The 21,612-nt window shown below is 65.5% G+C and carries 18 protein-coding genes; 9 read left to right on the forward strand and 9 right to left on the reverse strand.

Annotation, left to right across the window (positions count from 1 at the left end):
- Complete coding sequence (locus tag QQZ18_RS21600) at positions 1–1,077, reverse strand: LacI family DNA-binding transcriptional regulator (RefSeq protein ID WP_342398938.1); 1,077 nt, start codon at positions 1,075–1,077, stop codon at positions 1–3.
- Between the two features lie 314 nt (positions 1,078–1,391).
- Between QQZ18_RS21600 and QQZ18_RS21605 the strand changes: the two genes are divergently transcribed.
- The 5 genes from QQZ18_RS21605 (at position 1,392) to QQZ18_RS21625 (ending at position 8,114) form a co-directional block, all read left to right on the forward strand.
- Entirely contained in the window at positions 1,392–2,678 is a 1,287-nt protein-coding gene (locus QQZ18_RS21605; RefSeq protein WP_284543066.1) for an extracellular solute-binding protein, read from the forward strand.
- A gap of 117 nt (positions 2,679–2,795) precedes the next feature.
- Positions 2,796–3,722: a carbohydrate ABC transporter permease gene (locus QQZ18_RS21610; RefSeq protein WP_284543067.1), complete on the forward strand. Its 927-nt coding sequence runs from the start codon at positions 2,796–2,798 to the stop codon at positions 3,720–3,722.
- Between the two features lie 3 nt (positions 3,723–3,725).
- The gene (locus tag QQZ18_RS21615) at positions 3,726–4,565 is read left to right on the forward strand and encodes a carbohydrate ABC transporter permease (protein ID WP_284543068.1); all 840 of its coding nucleotides are present in this window, start codon (positions 3,726–3,728) and stop codon (positions 4,563–4,565) included.
- Positions 4,566–4,584: 19 nt separating this feature from the next.
- Positions 4,585–5,703, forward strand: coding sequence for an ABC transporter ATP-binding protein (locus QQZ18_RS21620; RefSeq protein WP_284543069.1), 1,119 nt, complete (start codon positions 4,585–4,587; stop codon positions 5,701–5,703).
- Positions 5,704–5,741: 38 nt separating this feature from the next.
- Entirely contained in the window at positions 5,742–8,114 is a 2,373-nt protein-coding gene (locus QQZ18_RS21625; protein ID WP_284543070.1) for a glycoside hydrolase family 3 N-terminal domain-containing protein, read from the forward strand.
- A gap of 283 nt (positions 8,115–8,397) precedes the next feature.
- Here the strand turns inward: QQZ18_RS21625 and QQZ18_RS21630 are convergent, their stop codons facing one another.
- Positions 8,398–9,114 (reverse strand): helix-turn-helix transcriptional regulator, encoded by a 717-nt coding sequence (locus QQZ18_RS21630; RefSeq protein ID WP_284543071.1) that lies wholly within the window; start codon positions 9,112–9,114, stop codon positions 8,398–8,400.
- Between the two features lie 110 nt (positions 9,115–9,224).
- Between QQZ18_RS21630 and QQZ18_RS21635 the strand changes: the two genes are divergently transcribed.
- Positions 9,225–9,605, forward strand: coding sequence for a VOC family protein (locus tag QQZ18_RS21635; RefSeq protein ID WP_284543072.1), 381 nt, complete (start codon positions 9,225–9,227; stop codon positions 9,603–9,605).
- 103 nt (positions 9,606–9,708) lie between these two features.
- Here the strand turns inward: QQZ18_RS21635 and QQZ18_RS21640 are convergent, their stop codons facing one another.
- Complete coding sequence (locus QQZ18_RS21640; protein WP_284543073.1) at positions 9,709–10,788, reverse strand: alkene reductase; 1,080 nt, start codon at positions 10,786–10,788, stop codon at positions 9,709–9,711.
- 100 nt (positions 10,789–10,888) lie between these two features.
- Between QQZ18_RS21640 and QQZ18_RS21645 the strand changes: the two genes are divergently transcribed.
- The gene (locus tag QQZ18_RS21645; RefSeq protein WP_284543074.1) at positions 10,889–11,773 is read left to right on the forward strand and encodes a LysR substrate-binding domain-containing protein; all 885 of its coding nucleotides are present in this window, start codon (positions 10,889–10,891) and stop codon (positions 11,771–11,773) included.
- Here QQZ18_RS21645 and QQZ18_RS21650 read toward each other — a convergent pair.
- Both QQZ18_RS21650 and QQZ18_RS21655 read right to left on the reverse strand, forming a co-directional pair.
- Positions 11,770–12,507, reverse strand: a complete 738-nt coding sequence (locus QQZ18_RS21650; RefSeq protein WP_284543075.1) for an SDR family oxidoreductase — start codon at positions 12,505–12,507, stop codon at positions 11,770–11,772. The two genes, QQZ18_RS21645 and QQZ18_RS21650, sit on opposite strands and share 4 nt — an antisense overlap.
- A gap of 210 nt (positions 12,508–12,717) precedes the next feature.
- Positions 12,718–14,415, reverse strand: coding sequence for a methyl-accepting chemotaxis protein (locus QQZ18_RS21655; RefSeq protein ID WP_284543076.1), 1,698 nt, complete (start codon positions 14,413–14,415; stop codon positions 12,718–12,720).
- Positions 14,416–14,834: 419 nt separating this feature from the next.
- Between QQZ18_RS21655 and QQZ18_RS21660 the strand changes: the two genes are divergently transcribed.
- Complete coding sequence (locus QQZ18_RS21660) at positions 14,835–15,404, forward strand: dienelactone hydrolase family protein (RefSeq protein ID WP_284543077.1); 570 nt, start codon at positions 14,835–14,837, stop codon at positions 15,402–15,404.
- A 255-nt stretch (positions 15,405–15,659) separates the two neighbouring features.
- On the opposite strand, the gene QQZ18_RS21665 is transcribed toward QQZ18_RS21660, so the two are convergent.
- From QQZ18_RS21665 to QQZ18_RS21675, 3 genes are all read right to left on the reverse strand, one after another.
- Positions 15,660–16,184, reverse strand: a complete 525-nt coding sequence (locus tag QQZ18_RS21665) for a hypothetical protein (protein WP_284543078.1) — start codon at positions 16,182–16,184, stop codon at positions 15,660–15,662.
- A gap of 98 nt (positions 16,185–16,282) precedes the next feature.
- The gene (locus QQZ18_RS21670) at positions 16,283–17,848 is read right to left on the reverse strand and encodes a DHA2 family efflux MFS transporter permease subunit (RefSeq protein ID WP_284543079.1); all 1,566 of its coding nucleotides are present in this window, start codon (positions 17,846–17,848) and stop codon (positions 16,283–16,285) included.
- A gap of 110 nt (positions 17,849–17,958) precedes the next feature.
- On the reverse strand, positions 17,959–19,191 hold the full coding sequence (locus QQZ18_RS21675; RefSeq protein WP_284543080.1) for an HlyD family secretion protein: 1,233 nt from the start codon (positions 19,189–19,191) through the stop codon (positions 17,959–17,961).
- A 295-nt stretch (positions 19,192–19,486) separates the two neighbouring features.
- Between QQZ18_RS21675 and QQZ18_RS21680 the strand changes: the two genes are divergently transcribed.
- Positions 19,487–20,134: a TetR/AcrR family transcriptional regulator gene (locus QQZ18_RS21680; RefSeq protein WP_284543081.1), complete on the forward strand. Its 648-nt coding sequence runs from the start codon at positions 19,487–19,489 to the stop codon at positions 20,132–20,134.
- Positions 20,135–20,534: 400 nt separating this feature from the next.
- Here the strand turns inward: QQZ18_RS21680 and QQZ18_RS21685 are convergent, their stop codons facing one another.
- Positions 20,535–21,392, reverse strand: coding sequence for an NmrA family NAD(P)-binding protein (locus tag QQZ18_RS21685; protein ID WP_284543082.1), 858 nt, complete (start codon positions 21,390–21,392; stop codon positions 20,535–20,537).
- Positions 21,393–21,612 lie beyond the last annotated feature (220 nt).

Here is a 21,612-nt window from a genome sequence, read left to right on the forward strand (position 1 = left end):
CTACCTCGCGAGGTTCGCCGTCCCCACGCTCGCCCGCACCACCTTCACCGCCTCTTCCTTCTTCCGCTTCGCCTTCAGCGGCGTCGTCGACTCGCGGACGATCAGCTGGGTGGGCAGGACGATCTGCTCGGAGGGAGCTTCGAGGCCGGCGATGAGGGCGAGGAGGAGGTTGACGGAGGCGCGGGCCATCTGCTGCAGCGGCTGGCGCACGGTGGTGAGCTGGGGGTGCAGTTGCGAGGCGATGGGGATGTCGTCGAAGCCGACGACGGAGATATCGCCGGGCACGGAGAGGCCGGCCTCGCGGATGGCGGCGATGGCGCCGTAGGCGGAGGTGTCGTTGGCGGCGAAGATGGCGGTGGGCCGGTCGTCGAGGGCCAGCAGCTTTTGGGCCGCCTCGAAGCCGCTCTTGCGCAGGAAGTCGCCGTCCACCTCCAGCGCAGGGTCGTGGGGCAGGCGGGCCTGGGCCAGCACGTCGCGATAGGCGCGGCGGCGGTCGCGCGCCGAGGTCAGGCGGTCGTTGCCGGAGATGAAGGCGATGCGGCGGTGGCCGAGCTCGATGAGGTGGCGGAGCGCCGCACAGCCGCCCTGGTAGTTGTCGGCGGTGACTGAGGGAAAGGCAGACTCGACGCCCTGCTCGATGGTGACCACGGGAATGTGGGCGGTGGCCATCGATTCGAGATAGTCGGATTCGTAAGGCAGGATGACGATGACGCCGTCGGCGATCTGCCTGAGCATGTCGATGATGGAGTGCGGCGGGCGGCGGTCGCAGACCGGCAGCGAGTAGACCAGCATCTCGTAGTCGGCGGCGCGTGCCACCGCGCCCATGCCGAGCAGCAGGTCGGAGGTGAACGGCGTGTGCAGCTCGGCCACCACGCCGATGATGCGCGTGCGGGCGCCGGTCAGCTTCTGGGCGGCGCGGTTGGCGACATAGCCCATCTCGTCGGCGATGCGCAGGATGTCCTCGCGCTTTTCGGGCGAGACGCCGGGCCGGTTGTTGATCGCCCGCGAAGCCGTCATCAGGGAGACCCCGGCGACCTTGGCGACCTCGGCTAACGTTGGATACAGTCGCTTCATCATTTGGTCGAATGGTTTCCGGGCCTCGGACCTGTTTGTCCGATGCCCCGCTGGCTGTCAACTGCGCCGATGGCCCTCCGACCTTGAAAAGACGCGGAAAACCGCCGGCTGTGGGTGGCGAGCAACGAGATACACCCCTCCAGCAAGAGCTTTGGGGACGGCCGCGTCAACGCCCAACTGGTAGTGTTGACGTTGCAGAACGTTAGCGCTAACGTTCGGCTGTCACCCGTTGCCAGAGCATCGGCCGAAAAGTGGATTTCGGTTTTCGGGGGACCCGATGCGGGTATCTGGCTCAACGTGATCCTTGGGAGGAGAAGGTGTCTTCTAATTTCGTTTCCAAACTCTCGGCGCTGGCTTGCGGCGCCGCCATGATGGCCGTCGTTCCGTTCGCGGCGCATTCGGCCGACAAAGTCATCTCGGTGTGGGACCTTCAGACCACCGAAGGCGCCGTCAAGGTCATCCGCGACGCCGCCGACCGCTTCGAGAAGGCCAACCCGGGCTACAAGGTCGAGGATACCCATATCCTCAACGATGCCTACAAGACCAAGATCAAGATCGCTTTCGGCGCCAACGAGCCGCCGTGCGTGTTCAGCTCCTGGGGCGGTGGTCCGTTCCGTGAGTATGTCGCCGCCAACCAGGTGGTCGACCTGACGCCGTATCTCGACAAGGATGCGGCCTTCAAGGACCGCTTCGCGCCGGCCAGCTTCGGCGCCGTCACCGTCGACGGCAAGATCTACGGCCTGCCGGCCGAGAACACCGCCATCGCCGTCGTCTTCTACAACAAGGAGATGTTCGAGAAGCTCAGCCTGACGCCGCCGAAGACCTGGGACGAACTGCTCCATGTCATCGACGTCCTCAAGAAGAACGACATCGCTCCCTTCGCGCTCGCCAACAAGAACAAGTGGACGGGCTCGATGTACTACGGCTACCTCGTCGACCGCATCGGCGGCCCCGAGGCCTTCGCCAACGCCGCGCAGCGCAAGGACGGCGGCTCGTTCGCCGATCCGGTGTTCGTGGAAGCCGGCAAGCGCCTGCAGGAGCTGGTCAACCTCGGTGCCTTCCAGAAGGGTTACAACGGCCTCGACTATGACGTCGGCGGTTCGCGTCGCCTTCTGTACACCGAAAAGGCCGCCATGGAGCTGATGGGCACCTGGGAAGCCTCGACCATCGGCAACGAGAACCCGGAATTCGCCAAGAAGCTCGGCTTCTTCGCGTTCCCGTCGGTTCCCGGCGGCAAGGGTGATCCGTCCGACCTCCTCGGCACGCTCGGCGACAACTTCGTCTCCGTCACCAATGCCTGCCCCGAGAAGGACAAGGCCGTCGAGCTGATCAAGTTCCTGACCGACGATACCGCCGCTGCCGGCCGCGTGGCCGACTCGCGTCTGCCGCCGATCAAGAACCTCAAGGTCGACAACCCGTTCCTGCAGGAAGTCTCCAAGCTGGTCGGCGAAGCCAAGAGCGTGCAGCTCTGGTGGGACCAGGAGCTGCCGCCGAAGCTCGGCGAGCTGCATAAGGACACCTCGCAGGCGCTGTTCGGCCTGTCCAAGACGCCCGAGCAGGTGGCCGAGGAATTCGAGGCCGCTGCCAAGGCAGAGCTGAAGTAACTTCCTCCCGAGAACGGCCCCGCCGACGGTACGCCGCCGGCGGGGCAAAATAGTGAGGGCCCGGCCAGAAACGCGCCGGAATCGGGCCCCGAGGACCGTGGACGGAGGATCACCACCGTGACCGACATTACGACGCGCCCCGCCGACGGCGGAGCGGGAGGGGCGGCTCTGTCTCTCAGGACCTTCGCGCCGGCCATCTTCCTGGCGCCCGCCATCCTGCTGCTCGCCGTCTATCTCATCTATCCGCTGATCGACAGCTTCCGCTTGTCGCTGCTCGACTGGAACGGCCTCGGTTCCGACGCCCGCTTCGTCGGGCTCGACAACTGGAAGAAGCTCGCCGTCGACACGCTGTTCTGGGAAGCCGCCTGGAACAACATCCTGCTGGCCGTCTTCTCGGTTGTGGTGCAGATGCCGATCGCCCTGGTGCTGGCGGTGGTGCTGGACAACGCGGGCAAGGGCTCGCGCATCCTCAAGATCCTCTACTTCCTGCCGCTCCTGATGTCGTCGGTCGCCCTCGGCGTCCTGTTCAAATACTTCTACGACGTCACCTTCGGCCCGCTCAACGCGCTCCTGGATTTCGTCGGCCTCGGCTATCTGGCCCAGGACTGGCTCGGCGACACGCGCTTCTCGCTCGGCGCGGTGATCGCCGTCGTCTGCTGGCAGTACATCCCCTTCTACATGGTGCTGTTCATGGCCGGCCTCGCCTCGTTCCCGGCCGAGATCTCGGAAGCGGCCAAGCTCGACGGCGCGTCGGAGACGACCATCTTCTGGAAGATGAAGCTGCCGCACCTCAAGGGCACCATGCGCACGGCCGTTGTGCTCTCCGTCATCGGCGCGCTGCGCTACTTCGACCTCATCTACGTGATGACCGGCGGCGGACCGGAAGGCTCGTCGGAACTGATGGCCACCTACATGTACCGCAACGTCTTTTCCTCGTTCCAGCTCGGCTACGGCAGTACGGTGGCCTCGGGCATGTTCATCGTCGTCATCCTGATCGCCTCGGTGCTGCTGCGCTTCTCCAAGCGCTACGAAACGGAGGTCTGACCCATGGCCAGCTCGCCCGTCGCCCGCGTCACCGGCCGCATCGCCGTCCCCGTCCTCGGCCTGTTCTGGCTCGCCGTCACCACCGTGCCCTTCCTGTTCATGGTGATGACCAGCTTCAAGTCGCAGCAGGAGTCCTTCTCCAGCTCCGTCTGGGCGCTGCCCAAGGCGCTCGACTTCGTCAACTACGAAAGCGTGCTCAACGGACCCTTCCTCACCTACTTCAAGAACTCGGTGATGGTGGTGGTGCTCTCGGTCCTCCTGATCATGCTGATCTCGGCCATGGCCGCCTTCGCCTTCGCCCGCATGCGCTTCCGCTTCAACGACGCGCTGTTCGGCCTGATCGTCGCCGGCATGATCGTGCCCATCCACATCACCCTGGTGCCGATCTACCTGATGACGCGCCAACTGGGCCTCTACGACAGCCAGTTCGCGCTGATCGGTCCCTATGTGGCGACGTCGCTGCCGATCTCGGTGTTCATCCTCACCGAGTTCATGCGGCAGATCCCCAAGGAGCTGGAGGAGGCGGCGCGGCTCGACGGCTGCGGTCCCTTCGCCATCTTCTTCAAGGTGTTCCTGCCGCTGTCGGGGCCGGGACTCTCCACCATCGCCATCTACAACGGCATCATGCTGTGGAACGAGTTTATCTTCGCCTACGTGCTGACGTCGTCGACCAGCACCCGCACGCTGCCGCTCGCCATCTGGGACTACCAAGGCCAGTACACCTCCAACATCCCGGCGATCCTCGCCGTCGTCACCCTCACGTCGCTGCCCCTCGTCGTCGCCTATGCCTTCGGGCAGGAGAAGATCGTCAAGGGCATGATGGCCGGCTCGCTCAAGGGCTGAGGCTTCGGAGACGCATTCCATGACCAGCATCACCCTCTCCGGCGTCAACAAGTCCTTCGGCGCCAACTTCCCCGTCATCCGCGGCGTCGATCTCACCATCGAAGACGGCGAGTTCTGCGTGTTCCTCGGCCCGTCGGGCTGCGGCAAGTCGACGCTGCTGCGCATGGTGGCCGGCCTCGAAACCGGCTACTCGGGCCAGATCCGCATCGGCGACCGCGTGGTCGACAAGGTGGAGCCGGCCGACCGTCAGGTCGCCATGGTGTTCCAGAACTACGCGCTCTATCCGCACATGTCGGTCTACGAGAACATGGCCTTCGGCCTCCGGCAGGCCAAGACGGCCAAGGACGAGATCGACCGCCGCGTCAAGGACGCCGCCCGCATCCTGCAGATCGAGCCGCTGCTCGAGCGCATGCCGCGGGCGCTCTCCGGCGGCCAGCGCCAGCGCGTCGCCATCGGCCGCGCCATCGTGCGCCAGCCCAAGGTGTTCCTGTTCGACGAGCCGCTGTCGAACCTCGACGCGGCGCTGCGCGTCCACATGCGCTCGGAGATCGCCACGCTGCACCGGAACTTCCCGGCGGCGTCGATGATCTACGTGACGCACGACCAGACGGAAGCCATGGCGCTCGCCGACAAGATCGTGCTGCTGCATGCCGGCAAGGACATGCTGAAGCACGGCTCGATCGCCCAGGTCGGCCGGCCGCTCGACCTCTACCACCGGCCGCGCAACCTGTTCGTCGCCGGCTTCCTGGGATCGCCGACCATGAACTTCCTGGAGGCGACCTTCGTCGCCCAGGAGCCGGCCGGCGCCCGCGTGGTGCTGAAGCACGGCGAGGAACTCACGGTGCCGGTCGACGGCTCGACGCTTGCCGCCGGTGCGCCCGTCACCCTCGGCGTGCGGCCCGAGCATCTTTCGCCGGTCGTCGGCCCGGCCCCGCAGACGCTGACGCGCAAGGTGTCGGCGGTGGAGCATTTCGGCGAATACAGCTTCGTCTACCTGGAGGGCGGCACCTCGGCGCCGCTGATCGCCAAGGTGCCGGGCGATGGCGGGGTGAAGGCGGGCGACAGCGCCACCTACGCCGCCCCCGCCGACTGCTGCCACCTGTTCGACGCCGACGGCATCGCGCTTAACCACATCTGACCCAGCAGGACGGCCGCCCCGGCCGCGAAGAGTTCATCATGACCCTCGTTTACAAAGATCCCAGCAAGCCGGTCGCCGATCGCGTCGCCGATCTCATGGGCCGCATGACCCTCGACGAAAAGATCGCCCAGCTGCACGCCATGTGGCTGGTGCTCGACCAGCACGGCAAGCACCGCCCGCGCACCGAGGACGCCTTCATCGGCCAGTCCGACGAGACGACCCTGACCGACATGCTGCGGAAGGGCCTCGGCCAGATCACCCGGCCGCTCGGCACCCGTTCGATCGATCCGGCCGAAGGCGTGCGCGCCCTCAACAGCCTGCAGAAGTTCCTGGTCGAGGAAACGCGCCTCGGCATCCCCGCCATCAGCCACGAAGAGTGCCTCTCCGGCATGATGGCGCGCGGCGCCACGCTGTTCCCGTCGTCGCTGGCCTATGGCGCCACCTTCAATCCCGAGCTGATCGAAGAGGTCGGCAAGATCATCGGCGGGGAGGTGCGCTCGCTCGGCGGCCACCAGGGCCTTGCGCCGGTGCTCGACGTCGCCCGCGACGCCCGCTGGGGCCGCACCGAGGAAACCTTCGGCGAGGATCCCTATCTCGTCGGCGTCATGGCCACCCGCTACGTGCGCGGCATGCAGGGGCCGAAGCGCGACTTCCTGGCCACGCTGAAGCACTACGTCGGCCACTCCTTCTCCGAAGGCGGCCGCAACCACGCGCCGATCCATCTCGGCTGGCGCGAGCTGAACGACATCTTCCTGCTGCCGTTCGAAATGGCAGTGAAGCAGGCCAATGCCGGCTCGGTGATGCCGGCCTACCATGACATCGACAACGAGCCGAGCCACGCTTCCAAGCACCTGCTCACCAAGGTGCTGCGCGAGGACTGGGGCTTCGACGGCCTCGTCGTCGCCGACTACATTGGCGTCAGCCTGCTCTACCAGCACCACGGCATCGCCTCCAACCAGGCCGAGGCGGCGGCGCTTTCCTTCAACGCCGGTCTCGACCAGGAACTGCCGGGCGAGGACTGCGCCACCCATCTGCGCGAGGCGCTCGACCGCGGCCTGATCACGGTGGAGAAGATCGACGAGATCGTCCGCCGCGTGCTGACCGAGAAGTTCCGCCTGGGCATCTTCGAGAAGCCCTATGCCGACGACACGGCCATCCGCCTGCAGAGCCCCGAGGCGATCACCGTCGCCCGCAAGGTGGCCGAGCAGTCGGTGACCATCCTGTCCAACAACGGCATCCTGCCGCTCGACCCGAAGAAGAAGGTGGCGATGATCGGCCCGGCCGCCGACGATCCGCTGGCGCTGCTCGGCGACTACTCCTTCCCGGTCCACCTGATCCTGTCGGACGCCAACGAGAGCGCCGCCACGGTGGTGACGCCGCGCGCCGCCTTCCAGGCCGCCGCCGGCAACGCCAACCTGATCTACGCTCGCGGCTGCAACATCCTCGACGAGCGCAAGTCCGGCGCGCCGGTGTTCCCGGGCGACGTCGACGACTCGTCGGTGGTCACCCAGGTGTCGACGGTGTCGACGCGCACCGACATGATCACTGATGCCGTCGAGGCAGCCAAGGCGGCCGATGTCGCCATCGTCTGCGTCGGCGACCTCTCGGGCATCTTCCAGACCGGCACGGTGGGCGAGGGCTCGGACGCCGACTCGCTGGACCTGCCGGGCGTGCAGCAGCAGCTGCTCGAGGCCGTGGTCGCCACCGGCACGCCGGTGGTGGTGGTGGTGTCGGCCGGTCGCCAGTACACGCTCGGTGGCCTGGAAGACAAGGTCGCCGCCCAGGTGTGGACCTTCTTCGCCGGCCAGGAAGGCGGCAACGCGCTTCATGACGTGCTCTCCGGCAAGGTGGAGCCGTCGGGCCGCCTGACGCTGTCGGTGCCCCGGAGCGTCGGCGCCTCGCCCTACTTCTACAACCACAAGCTCAAGAGCTCGGGCACGCCGATCGCCCGCCACTTCGGCAGCCGCTATCCCTTCGGCCACGGCCTTTCCTACACCGACTTCGAGTTCGAGGAGCTGAAGCTGAAGTCGGACAAGGTGGACGTGGAGACCGGCGAGATCGTCGTCAGCTTCAAGGTGAAGAACACCGGCAGCCGCAAGGGCGTCGCCGTGCCGCAGCTCTACATCCGCGACTGCCTCGCCTCGGTGGTGCGGCCGGTCAAGGAGCTGAAGGCCTTCGGTCGCGTCGAGCTTCAGCCGGGCGAGGAGAAGACCGTCACCTTCACCGTGCCGGTCGACATGCTGTGCTTCACCGGTCCCGAGGGCTACCGCGTGGTCGAACCGGGCGAGCACGAGCTGCAGCTCGGCGCCTCCAGCGCCGACATCCGCCAGCGCGCCAAGGTCGAGGTCACCGGCAAGACGCGCAAGCTGCCGAAGGATTGGCGCATGGAGAGCAAATTCTCCGTCGCCTGATTTGTACGACAAAAAAGCCACTTGCCGGGGAGACCGATCTCCCCGGCCAGACTTTCACCTTGAAAATGAATCGTTTCGAGACAATAGTCGGAGCGGAGGATTTCAAGTTTCACGAGGGACCGAACGCCGTCCGGCGTCTCCCTCATCGGGTTTCCGGCGATGATAACTCCCGCGTCGCCGGAGAACGCGCGGTCGCTTCCCAACCGCGCATCACGCCCCCCCCGGCGTCGGACGCGAGGCGGATCTCCCCCCGGAGTCCGCCTCGCTGGCGTTTTGGGAGAAATCAGTTGGACTTGGTGCCGGGCGACTGCCGGCGCTGCTCTGCCTCGGCCTCGGCGATGAAGGCCCGGAGCAAGGCGACCCTGTGCGGGCGAAAGCTGCGGCCGGTTGGGCGAAGGTCGCTGATTCGGTCGATCCTGAAGCGCCGGAACGCGTTTCGATCGCAGCACTTTGCGATCAGGATCAGCGCGTTATCCAGGTAGAGGATCGAGAGGGGCCAGATCTCCCGGTCGGTCGTTCGCCCCTTCTCGTCGGTATAGCGGATGGCCAGAACGTCTTCCTGCCAGCAGGCCGAACGAAGAGCGGCCATGTCCAGCGCGGGGGCGGGGGGAGCTGTCGGTTTGTAGATGCCGTTGACGGCGTGAACGGCATGCAGTTGCAGCCGCTCCGGCAGCATCGCCGTGATCTTGGAGAATACCGCCTCGGCGGCCCTGGCCAGTTCGGGGTCGCCGACGTGCTTGACCTCTTCGAGCCCGAGTACCAGAGCCTCGATCTCGATCCGGCTGAACATCTGGGGCGGCAAGGCCATGTCCTCGACCAGATGGTACCCGAAGCCGGTCGCCCCCTCGATGGTCGCGCCGGCCGCCCTGAGACTGTCGATGTCGCGATAGATGGTCCGAACCGATACCTCCGTCTCCTCCGCCAACCGATCGGCGGTCACCGGGCTGGGCAAGGTGCGCAGTGCCTGCAGCAATCGCAGCAGTCGGTCGCTTCGCGCCATCTTGGTATTTCCCCCAGACCCTTACTGTCGACTTTTGTCAGTAAGGCTAGAGGATATTGCGCCTCGGTTCCACAGGCATTCCGCCTGTATTTTCAAGACGAGGATACCCGATGTTTCGCGCCAACAGCCTCATTCTCTACGTCGACGACGTCGATCGCAGCACCGCCTTCTACCGGGACATACTGAAGGCCGACCCTGTCGAGACGTTCCAGGACTTCTCGGTGTTTGCCCTGAGCGATGGCTTTGTCGTCGGATTGCAGTCCAAGCATGCGATCGACCCAAAGCCCCAGCCGTCCTTCGGCGGCTTCGAACTGTCGTTCAGCGACGCCACCAAGGAAGACGTCGACCGGCTCCATGCCGACTGGACGGCCAAAGGCGTCGAGATGGTGCTCGAACCGACCACGCTCGAGTTCGGCTACACCTTCGTGGCCGCCGATCCCGATGGCCACCGCCTTCGCGTCTGCGCCACCGATACCACCAACGTCGCCTGACCGGCCGGACTTGACCCCGATCCCCCCGGAGGCCGCCTCGTGGGCGTTTCGGGGGGGGAGGTCGAGACCCTGCCGATCCCGGTCTTCACCCCAGCCGGCGGGCTCATCTCATCGTGTCATAGACCGCCCTCGCATAGGGGCGGAGCGGTTCGCCGGCGAACAGTTTCTCTACGAGGTCGGGATTGGCGAGGAAGAGCCGGCCGAAGGAATAAAGATCGGCTTTCCGAGCTTCGATGCCCTGGGCGGCCGCCTCGGGAGTGTAGCCGCCGTTCGCGATCACCGTGCCGGCAAAGTTGCGACGCAGGAACTCCGTGGGCGTCATTCCCAGATACGAGCAGAACACGTCGTCTTCCGCGCCGGTGTGCACGTAGGCGCCCTTGTGGCGCTCGATGTGCGCCAAGGCGATCCGAAGGGCGTCCTCGTCTCCGTCCGTATGAACCATTTCCGACATGTAGTCGGCTGGCGACAGGCGGACGCCGATCCGTTCGGCGCCGATCTCGGCGGCGCACGCGTCGAACACCTCCTTCAGGAACCGCGCCCGCTTCTCGGCGGTGCCGCCCCAGGCGTCGGTTCGACGGTTCGTGTGTTGCTTGAGGAACTGGTCGAAGAGGTAGCCGTTGGCCGCGTGAAGCTCGATGCCGTCGAAGCCCGCTTCGCGAGCGCGTCTGGCCGCCATCTGAAAGGCGGCGATGGCGTCGCGAACCTGCCCGTCGGTCATCGCCACGGGCATCTCGTGGCGGAAGTCGTAATAGCGCTCGCCATGTCTCGGCGCGTCGTCCAGCACCGCCGAAGGGGCCAGGGCGCGCGTCCCACTGTAGAAGGAATGGGCCATTCGGCCGAGGTGCCAGAGCTGGCTGAAGATCAGCCCGCCTTTGGCGTGGACCGCCGCCGTGACCTCGGACCAGCGATCGACGTGTGCCTGGGTGTAGATGCCGGGCAGGGCGGGCCCGCCGCGCGCCTCTGGAGCGACGACCACGCCTTCGGTGATCAGGAGCCCCGCGGCTGCGCGCGACGCGTAGTGCCTTATGGCGCTCCTCGTTGGCGTGAAGTCGAGTTCCGAGCGGTTGCGTGTGCAAGGGGCCAGGATGATCCGGTTCTTGAGCCGCATCGACGGGCCAAGCTGAAACGGCGTGAACAGCGACTCGACGGCAGCCGGAGCGGATATTTTCGGAAGGGCGTTCATTTTAGCTCTCCTGAGAGCTTGAGGGCGAGACCTGAACGCTAATGTTGATTTTCCGGGCCAGCCATGACCAAATCCTGACCATCAGGTTAGGATTTCTAAAATGGCTTCGATCCTCGGGGTTGAACTCAATGCGCTCATCGCCCTGGAGGCCGTCGGTCGGCTGGGGACTGTCGTCGCGGCGGCATCCGAAATGGGCGTCAGCCCCGGCGCGGTCAGCCAGCAGATCAAGAAGGCGGAAGCCCAGATCGGCAAACCCCTTTTCTATCGGACTGCCACGGGGCTGCGGGCGACGCCCACGGGCGAGAAGATCTTTCCGGCGCTGACCGCCGCCCGCCATCAGATTGCCGATGGCATCAAGGCTTCGCGCTCGGACGACGATTTCGTTCTCAACATCACCATGGGGTCGGCGTTCGCCTCGAACTGGCTTGTCCCGCGCCTGGCCCGGTTCGGGGAGCGATACCCCGACTATCAGCTGCGCTTCATCGCGACCTCGCGCTTCGTCGATTTCTCGCGCGGCGACGTCGACGTCGGTATCAGGCTTGGCCTGGGAGGCTGGCAGGTGCTGCATTGCGAAAGGCTGGTTGGCGAAAGAGCCTTCCCCGTCTGTGCGCCCGGTCTGGCGTCAAGGCTGTCGCAGCCGCGCGACCTCGCGACCGTGCCCATCCTGTTCGACGAACGAACGGTCTTTCCCTGGTCGAGCTGGTTGGAACGAGCCGGGCTTCCCGCCGACTTCGGCCTGTCCGGCCCGTCCTTCACCGACCCGATGCTTGCTTACGGCGCCGCCATCGCCGGGCAGGGCGTGCTGATGGGCTGGTCGATCCTGACCCGCGACGCTTTGAGCGATGGACGCCTGACGCGCCCCTTTCCCATCGAGGTCGAGAGCAACCACTCCTATTGGCTGGTCGTGCCGCATGCCCAACGCAGGGCGCCGAAAGTCAGGCTCTTCCGCGACTGGATCATGGAGGAGCTCGATCGCGATGGCTAAAGCAGCGTCCGCCCGCCGTTGACGGCGAACTTCTGGCCGGTGATGAAGTCGGCCTTGTCGGAGGCGAGGAACACGACCATGTGGGCCACGTCTTCCGGTTTGCCCAGGTGGCCGAGAGGCGTGCGGTCGGCGTACCAGTCGATGGCCGCCTGTTGGGCGCCGGCATGGCGTTCGACGGGAATCCAGCCCGGCGCGACGAGATTGACGGTTATCCCCTCGGGGCCCAGTTCGTTGGCCCAGGAGCGGGTCATCGACAGCATGGCGCCCTTGGCGGCGGCATAGTTGCCGAACTGCGGATTGCCGAGTTCGGCGATTTCGGAGCCGATGTTGATCACGCGGCCCGACTTGCGGGCGCGCCAGTCCGGCAGCACCGCCTGAAGCAGCTCCAGCGGCGCCTTCACGAAGAACTCCAGTTGATCGAGATAGCTCCGCCAGGATTGCTCCATCAGCGGCATTTCCGGCTGGGGTCCGGTGGCGTTGTTGACGATGAGGTCGACGGGGCCGAGGGCCTGGGCGATCTCCCGAAGGCCGGCCTCGATCTGGGCGCTATCGATGACGCTGAACTTCGCCGCGTGGGCCTTGCCGCCGGCTGCCCGGATGCCCTCGGCCACGGCTTCGGCTCCCTTGGTGTCGCTGGCGTAGTTGATGGCGACGGCCCAGCCGGCGCGCGCCAGTTCCCGGGCCATTACCGCTCCCAGACCGCGCGAAGCGCCGGTCACCAGTGCTACCTTCATGGTCTTTCCCTTGCGGATTGCAGCCCTATCGGCGCGCGAGATGACGCAAGGTAGGTGCGGAGCGCCTGCCATTCAACGGGCGACGTCGCGGCATGGGCATCCACGGGAGGCTGCGCGGGCGGTCCGCGTTCGGCATCCCCCGGAAATGCCAACGGGCGCCGGTGAGGGCGCCCGCTGTCGGTGTTGGGGAAGCTGCCGCTGCCGGTTGCGTCAGGCGGCGCGGAGGTTGGCGACGAAGTCGGCGACCTCCCTTTGCAGCGTGCTCGACTGGTCGTTGAGGTGGTTGGACAGCGTCATCAGCTGCGTCGAGGCGGCGCCGGTCATCTCGGCGGCGGTGCTGACGCCGGAGATGTTGTTGGTGACGTCCGTCGTGCCGGTGGCGGCGAGCTGGGTGTTGCGGGCGATCTCGCCGGTCGCCGCGCCCTGTTCCTCCACCGCGCTGGCGATGGCCGCCGACGAGTCCTGGATGCTGGTGACGGTGCGCACGATGCGCGAGATGGCTTCCACCGTGCTGCCCGTCGCCGCCTGGATCTCGCCGATCTTGCTGCCGATCTGGTCGGTGGCCTTGGCGGTCTGGTCGGCCAGTTGCTTGACCTCGGCGGCGACCACCGCGAAGCCCTTGCCGGCGTCGCCGGCCCGCGCCGCCTCGATGGTGGCGTTGAGCGCCAGCAGGTTGGTCTGGGCGGCGATGTTGGAGATCAGCGTCACCACCTCGCCGATCTGCTGGGCGGCCTGCGACAGGGTCTGCACGTTCTGCGAACTGGATTGGGCCTCGGAGGCGGCCTCCCTGGCGATCGACGACGACTGGCTGACCTGGCCGGCGATCTCCTGGATGGAGGCCGACAGTTCTTCGGCACCAGCAGCCACGGTCTGCACGTTGGCGGCGGCTTCCTCGGCGGCGCCGGCCACGGCTTGCGCCTGCCGCGCCGTTTCCTCGGCGGTGGCCGACAGGTTGCGGGCGGCGTCGGCGACCTCGCCAGACGATTTGCCGAAGCCGGCCGCCAGCGCTTCCATGCGGGCGACGAAGCTTTCCGCCAGCGAGGCCCGCTTGCGGATGGCTGCGTCGTCGGCCGCCTTGGCCGCTTCCTGCCGCTTGCGGAGGGTTTCGGCGTCGATCAGGCTCAGGCGGAAGGATTCGAGGCCCTCGGCGATGGCGCCCACTTCGTCCTTGCGGCCGAGGCCGAGGATGGCCAGATCGTAATGGCCCGATTGCATCGACTTCATGGCGTCGATGAGCTTTCCGACGGGGGCCGTCACGCCGTTGCGCAGCAGCCAGGCGGCGAGGCCGATCACCAGCGCGATGATGGAGCCGATGACGATCAGCGTCGTCCAGACCGACGACCAGGAATCGGCGGTGTTCTGGTTGTTGCGCGCGTCGACGTCGGCCAGGATGGCGTTGTTGAGCTTGGTGGCGCTGTCCTGGATCTGGTCGAGCAGCGGCCGGCATTCGGCGTTGAGCTTGCCGAGCGCCTTGGCATTTTCGGCCGGGTCGGTGGAGTTCGACATCTTGGCGACCTCGCCGCACACGCCGCTCATCGCCGCCTGCACGGATGTGCGATACGTCTCGATGTCGCCCTTGAACTGATCGGGGGCGCTGGCGATCGCCTTGTCGATGTAGCTGTTGAAGTTGTTCAGCGCGTCGTCGCGCGCCTTGCTCGCATCGGCATTTTCCTCGGCCGAGGTCGCCGCCGCGTTCCAGTACATGGTGGCCTTGATTTCCGACAGCCGGCGCGAGGCGCGCACCATGCTGACCGAGGCATCCATCGGCCCGGCGATGAGATGGCTATAGTCGTTGTCGATCTTGACCATGTTGTAGCCGGCGTAGCCTGCCCCGAACAGCGCTCCCAAACCGAGCAGCATCAGAAGGCTGATCACTTTGGCCATGATGGAAAGATTGGCGTATGACACTTGATCCCCCTGTTCGCACGGAGCGATGATGATCGGGGGGAATGATTGCCGATGTTTATTGATGGATAATGAAAATTTTTCACGATCCTTGCCGTCGGGAAGAATAAATACGTTAATGAGTCGTTGACGCCGGTGACTTGAGGCTGTGATCTCCACGATCTGGCAGTTATATCGATACAAAAAGCGGAAATACTCAGTCATGTCTTCGTATTGGTCGAGCGGCCTGACAAAGTCGTGGCTGAACAGGCGGATATGCGCGGTACGTGGCTTCCGGCGCGATCCCGGCTGTTGCCGGGGCGGTTGGCCCGTCACGACCTGATCGAACGCTGCATGGACAAACCCCGGCCAGCATGCAGACTCCAGGAAAGCGTCCGGGCTCTCGGAGGTCTGTGCCCGGGCCGAAGCGGGGAGGGCAGGCGATGGCTTCGGTGGTTCTCTTCCATTCGGTTCTCGGCCTCAGGCCGGTGGAGCTTGCCGCCGCCGACAGGATGCGCGCCGCTGGCCACGGCGTCTCGGTGCCCGACCTGTTCGCGGGGGCGACCGCCGACACGGTCGACCGGGGCATGCGGCTCGTCGAGGAGATCGGCTGGGACACCATATGCGAGCGGGCGCAAGCGGCCCTCGGCGACCTTCCCGCCACCACGGTTCTCGCCGGCTTCTCGATGGGCTGCGGCGTGGTGGCTTCGGTCTGGCCCGAGCGGGCGGAGACGGCCGGCATCCTGCTGCTGCACGCGCCGGCCGACATCCCGAAAGGCGTGAACCTCAAGGGGCTCCGGGCGCAGCTGCACGTCGGCGAACACGACGATTTCTGGCCGCCGGAGGACCTGAGGCGCTGGCAGATGGCGGCCGAACTCGCCGGCATGTCCGCCGAACTCCACATCTACCCCGGCGCCGGCCACTTCTACACCGACCCCAGCCTCCCCGACCACCACCGCCTCGCAACCGAGGAGACATGGACCCGGGCGCTACGGTTCCTGGGGGAGGTTTAGGCGGGCGATTGCGTCCTGTTGGGGATGCCGCCGATTGCGAAGCATTGAAGCCGCGTTGAAGGCCATTACGTTGACATTCGGCGGTGATACAACCATATTTGCAATGTCGTTGCAGATCGGCTTCGCCGGGCTTGCTCGGAAATGGTAACGATACCCTTGGTCTTCTGACCAAGCACTTGCCTAGGGCTGTGGGGCTTATGCCTTGGTTGCGCCGGGTCGTTAAAGCCGGAATGGTTCGCCGTTCCGGCTTTTGCGTTATCTTAAGCCGAGTATTTCCTCGACAGCCTTTCCAAATGGAGGCTTCCAGTCACCCGCGACGATATTGTCCTTCGGGTAGGCGCTCTCAACCGACAACTTGATCTGATGAAACCCTGGCGTTCCTTGCCTGTTGGTTTGTTCCAGTTTGAAGAAGGCGTAGTATTTTTCACCCGACTTGAGTTCATGCAGGCCGACCTGGAATATCTTGAAGTTGTGTCGCCCCGATACCTTCTGGATTTGCTTGGTGGGTTGGTGAACGAGGGTTTGAATGATCTGAGGAAGAAAGATCGAAAGGGTGTGACGCTGAATGTTGAAAACGCGCCATTCTTTCTTCTCGCGGATGCTCCACATCTCCGCAGGTGGGATCATGGACGATCCCACGGTATAGCAATGGCATGAGTATCTGATCTCGACTTCCGCTTGGACGGGCTGTTTCTTCTCGCCGATCCAGGCCCCCATCTTGAGCACGCACCCGTTTAAATGGGAGAGATCGTATTGCTGATTGCAGTGGTCGATCTTCACCCAAGCGCCCTCGCTTTGCCCGACATGCGGGCCGTTGGGGGCAATCTACGATGGGCGACAGATATCGTAAATCCCTACGACTCCTCGGTGAGGGTATCTCAATGCCCCCCGCCGCCGCCTCGCTGTGCTGCCGGCTTCTTGACCATGGGCAGGGCGACGACCAGCACGAGGAACAGGGCGGTCAGGATCAGGAAGATGTCGTTGAAGGCCATCACCGAGGATTGCTGTTGAGCGAGGCCGGTCAGGCGGGAGATGGCGGCGGTGTGTGCGTTGCTGCCGAGTTCCGACAGGGAATGCTCCATGCCGGCGATGGTCGCCATGGCGGTGGAGCTGGTGATGTTGACGGCCTCGCGCAGCCGGTCGAAGTGCAGGTCGGTGCGGCTCGTCATGATCTGGTTGATCAGGGCCAGACCGACGGCGCCGCCGAGGTTGCGGGTGAGGTTGAACAGGCCCGAGGCGTTCTTCATTTCGGCCGGCGGCAGCGTGCCGAGCGCGATGTTGTTGATGGGGATCATGCAGATCATCATGAACACGCCACGGAACACCTGCGGCCAGAACAGCTCCCAGAAGTCCCAGTCGGCGGTGAAGCCGGTGGAGAGATACGTGGCGACGGCGATGCCGGCAAAGCCGATGCCCATCATGACGCGCGGGTCGAGCTTGGCGGACAGGCGGCCGGCGATCGGCGCGGTGAACAGCATGGCGACGCCGGAGACGAACATGGTCTCGCCGATCTGCAAGGCCGAGAAGCCGCGGATGCGGGCGAGGTAGACCGGGTAGAGATAGGTGAGGCCGTAGAGGCCGATGCCGAGGCAGAAGGAGAAGGCGCTGCCGAAGGCGAAGTTGCGGTTGGCGAAGGCCTTGAGATCGACGATCGGGTTGTCGCGGGTCAGCGCGCGGAAAAAGAAGACGATGCCGCCGATCACCATGACGCCGGTGAGGACGGCGATGCGCTCGTCGGCCAGCCAGTCCTTGCTGGGGCCTTCCTCCAGCACGTATTCCATGGAGCCGAGGAAGGCGGCCATGGCGGCGAGGCCCCACCAGTCGAACACCTTGAACAGGCTGAAGTCCGGTTCGTCGAAGTCGATCAGGAAGTAGCTCGTCACCGTGACGAAGATGCCGGGGATGATGTTGACCAGGAACAGCCAGTGCCAGGAGAACAGCTCGGTGAGATAGCCGCCGGCCGTCGGGCCGATGGTGGGTGCCAGCGTGGCGACGAGGCCGATGATCGGCGTCACCAGTCCCATCTTCTCGCGCGGGAAGATGGTGTAGGCCGAGGCGAACACGGTGGGGATCATGCCGCCGCCGATGAAGCCCTGCACGGCGCGCCACAGGATCATCTCGTTGATCGAGGAGGCGAAGGCGCACATCATCGAGGCGAAGGTGAAGCCGCCGGCGGCGATGACGAACATCCAGCGCGTCGAGATCATGCGCGACAGGTAGCCCGACAGCGGGATCATGATCACTTCGGCGATCAGATAGGAGGTCTGCACCCAGGAGATCTCGTCATTGGCGGCACCTAAGCCGGCCTGGATCTCGCTGAGCGACGCCGAGACGATCTGGATGTCCAGGATCGCCATGAACATGCCGAACACCATGCAGATGAAGGTGAACAGCCGGCGGGTGGTGAACGTGGGGCCGGCACCGGCCTGGGCAATGGCGGACATGGGTGGACCGATGGCTATCGGCCGAGGGTGCGCGGGGCGTTCCCCCGCACAAGCCGGTCGGATCAGGGAATGATCGAGGCCGGTCCTTGGGGAGCCGGCCGCAAGAGGTATCAGTTGGCCGGAACGACGGCGGCCGTCTGGGTAGCGGTCGGCGCGGTGCGCGGATCGGCGGCAACCACCACGGAGAGGCCGGGGCGGAGTTTGCCGCTCAGGGCCACGTCGTCGGGCACCGCGATGCGCACGGGCAGGCGCTGCACCACCTTGGTGAAGTTGCCGGTGGCGTTGTTGGCCGGCAAGAGGCTGAACACCGAACCGGTGGCCGGCGACAGGCTCTCGACCTTGCCGAGGATGGTCTCCTCCTCGCCGAGGGCGTCGACGGTGATGCGCACGGTCTCGCCGGGAACGAGCTTGGCGAGCTGCGTTTCCTTGTAGTTGGCCTCGATGTGGGCGCTGCCGCTGGCGACCAGCGAGGCGAGCTGCTGGCCGGGCGTCACGTAGGTGCCGACCTCGACGGCCTTGTTGCCGACGACGCCATCGATCGGGGCGCGGATCTCGGTGAAGGAGAGATCGCGGTTGGCCTTGTCGAGGGCGGTCTGCAAGGTCTTGCCGGTGGCTTCCGCCTCGGCCTTCTCAGCCTTCAGCACCTCGATGTTGGCCTCGGCCACGGCGACGGCCGCCTCGGCGGAGGCCACGGTGGCGCGGGCGGCGTCGCGGTCGGTGCGGGCATCGTCGAGCTGCGACTGGGCCGACACCTTGTTGGTGACCAGCGTGGTCTGTCGGCTGAAGTTGATGTCCTTGGATTCCAGGCTCGCCTCGGCCGAGGCGACGCCGGCCTTGGCCTGGGCCACCTGCGCCTCGCCGGCAGCGATCTGCTTGTCGATGCGGGCGATGGTGGCGAGGTTGCCGGCGAGCGCGTTCTTCGCCTGGGCGACGGCCAGCGCGTAGTCGCCGCTGTCGACGCGGGCGATGACGTCGCCCTTCTTCACCGCCTGATTGTCGGCCACCATCACCTCGGTGACGTAGCCGGAGGCCTTGGCGGCCAGCGTGGTGATGTCGGCGGCCACATAGGCGTCGTCGGTGGTGACCAGGAAGCGGCCGTCGAGCCACCAGGCATAGCCGGCCTTGCCGCCGAACCAGGCGGCCGCGCCGAGAAGGGCGACCAGAACCAGTCGGCCCGTGATGCCGCGCTTCTTCTTCGGTTGAGCCGCCGGTGCGGCCGCCGCCTCATGGTGCGGCGCCTCGCCGATGTGCTTGGGCGCAGCCTCGGTGGCCGGGCGGATCTGAGTGACAGTGGCTTCCGAGCCGTCGCTCTCGTGAGCGGCGTTCGCTTCGCGCTTGGCCATTGAAATCTCCATCTGTCCGCTGGGCGGACGGCGCCGGGCGACTGGGTCCCGCGACTAAAGTCTTAAGTGTTGTTCCTATGCGTCAAAGGTGTTATCTCATGACCGAACCGTTCGGTCAATTGCAGTATTGGCTCTTGGTTGACGATTTGACCCCTTCGGGGGCAGTCTCCGCAAAACGTGATCGTCGCCCCGGATTTCCGTGAACGCCGATCGCCAAAAGGCAGGCTGGCCCTCGGGCCGCAAATGCCGACAATGATCAGCGCGGGTGGAATGAACGCCGCGAGGGCAGGGGTGGATGAGCAAGGTAGCGGCGCAGGCCGGCGGATCGACGGCCGGTGGTGAAGGACAGGACAGCGAGAAACGGCGGCAGATCCTCGACGGCGCCCGCGAGGTGTTCCGCGCCAAGGGCTACGAGGGCGCCTCAATGGACGCCATCGCCAAGGCGGCCGGCGTTTCCAAGGGTACGCTCTATGTCTACTTCACCAACAAGGACGAGCTGTTCGAGCGGCTGATCACCGACGAGAAGCAGGAACTGGCCGCCGCGCTCGACGCTTTCCAGCCGACGACCGAAAGCTTCCACGACAACCTCCGGGCCTTCGCCATCAGCTTCAACGACCTGCTCACCGGCGAGAACCACATGTCGTCCATCCGCATGGTGGTGGGCGCGGTGGACAAGTTCCCCGCCGTCGGCGCCATGTTCTTCCGGGCCGGCGCCGAACGCGGCACGACGCGGCTGACCGAGGTGTTCGGTCAGGCCGTGGCCGACGGCCGTCTGAAACCGTGCGACCCCGCCGTCGCCGCCCACCACTTCATCGCGCTATGCACCTCCGAGGTGATGAAGAAGGCGCTGTTCGGCGCCGAGCTGCGGCCGTCGCCGGAGGAAGCGCGGCGCATCGTCGACAATGGGCTGGACGTGTTCATGAGCTACTACAGCCGGGACTGAGCGGAAATTCTACTGGGGCGGGCATTTGGCTTAGTCTTCTGTGCTTCCGGTGCTCACGGACGTTAAGTCCGCTCCGCTCCGGTTCTCGAAGCCGTCGCCAAGGGCATCCGCCCGAAAAGTTGCAGACTTTTCGGGCCAAGCGGATGCCCAGGGATGCCGCACCCCAGCGAATTTCGGCTCAGTCCCTTGGAGCTTCACATACTCGGAGCCCTATATTGGCGTTGCGCCTGGTTCTGCCCGAGATCCTCTGCCTTCGCAGAGGAGGACAGCTTGATAATTACGGGTGCGAGCCAGTGTACTGTTTCGCCTATATAAATCTGTCCTCCTCTGCGAAGGCAGAGGATCTCGGGCCGGAAGGGGCGGCGCGTGTGGGATCGGGCTCCCTGCCATTCCCCCGCGTTCAAGCTGCAAGGACGGACGAGACGAACTCCGAGAGGGTGACCTTGCCGCGGCGGGGCGCTTGCTGTCTGTCGAAGTCGCTGTCCACGATGGCGGCGGTCATCCTGGTGAAGGAGCGCGCCGCCACGTCGGAGAAGCCCAGGCTTCTGAAGGTTTCCTCCCAGCGGCCTCGCTCCGTCACCTCCAGCCCGATCTCCCTGCCGAGGGCGTCGGCGAAGGCGTCGGCCACGTCGCTTGGCGTGTACAACTCGGGGCCTTCGACGTAGACGACGCCGACATCCTCGAGCGGGCTGACCAGCCGGTCGGCGGCCGCCTCACCAAGGTCGCGCGGCGACACCATGGGGATGGGCATGTCGGCCGGGAACATGCTCTGGAGCTTGCCTGAGTGACGGACGCCTTCGGCAAGGCCGGTCCAGTTGGTCATGTAGTAGGCGCCACGGTTGATCGCGGCGGGAATGGACTGCCGGCGCAAGCCGTCTTCCAGCTCCCACAGGGTCGACAGGTCGCCGATGCCCTCGCCGGGTTGCGCGCCATAGGTCGACGCCGCGACGACCTTTTCCAGCCCCGAACCGTCGAGCGCGGCCAGAATGTTGGCGATGGTCCGGCGTTCCGTGCTGTCGGTGTCGCCGGTCGGGTCGGCGGGAGGATTGAGCAGGAAGGCCCGCTTTCCGCTGCGAAAGGCCGCCTTGAGCGAGGCGGTATCCTCGGCGTCGGCCTGAACGATCCGTGCCCCCTTGTCGCGCCAGATCGAAGCGCGTTCGGGCTGGCGGGTGAGCACGGTCACCGCCTCTCCCTTGGCCAGCAGCGCGTCGGCGACCGCTCCGCCGACGTTTCCGGTTGCTCCCATGACGACATACATTTGCGTGTCTCCTGAAATGATGGAGATCATGCTACCGTCTATTGCTGCCAATTTATGGCATCATGATTGTGTGTCTTCCGATCAGTCCACCTTGTTGCGCGCTGAGAATGTGCCTTTTATCTGGGGTTTCGGATGTCTGTGGAGCCTGTTGATGCTGTCATATCGAGGCAGTAGACCGAAAGGCGGCGATCATCGTCATACCAAGTGGCCAGCTTCGCCT

The sequence above is a fragment of the Pleomorphomonas sp. T1.2MG-36 genome, assembly GCF_950100655.1.
In the GTDB taxonomy this organism is placed as follows: Bacteria; Pseudomonadota; Alphaproteobacteria; order Rhizobiales; family Pleomorphomonadaceae; genus Pleomorphomonas.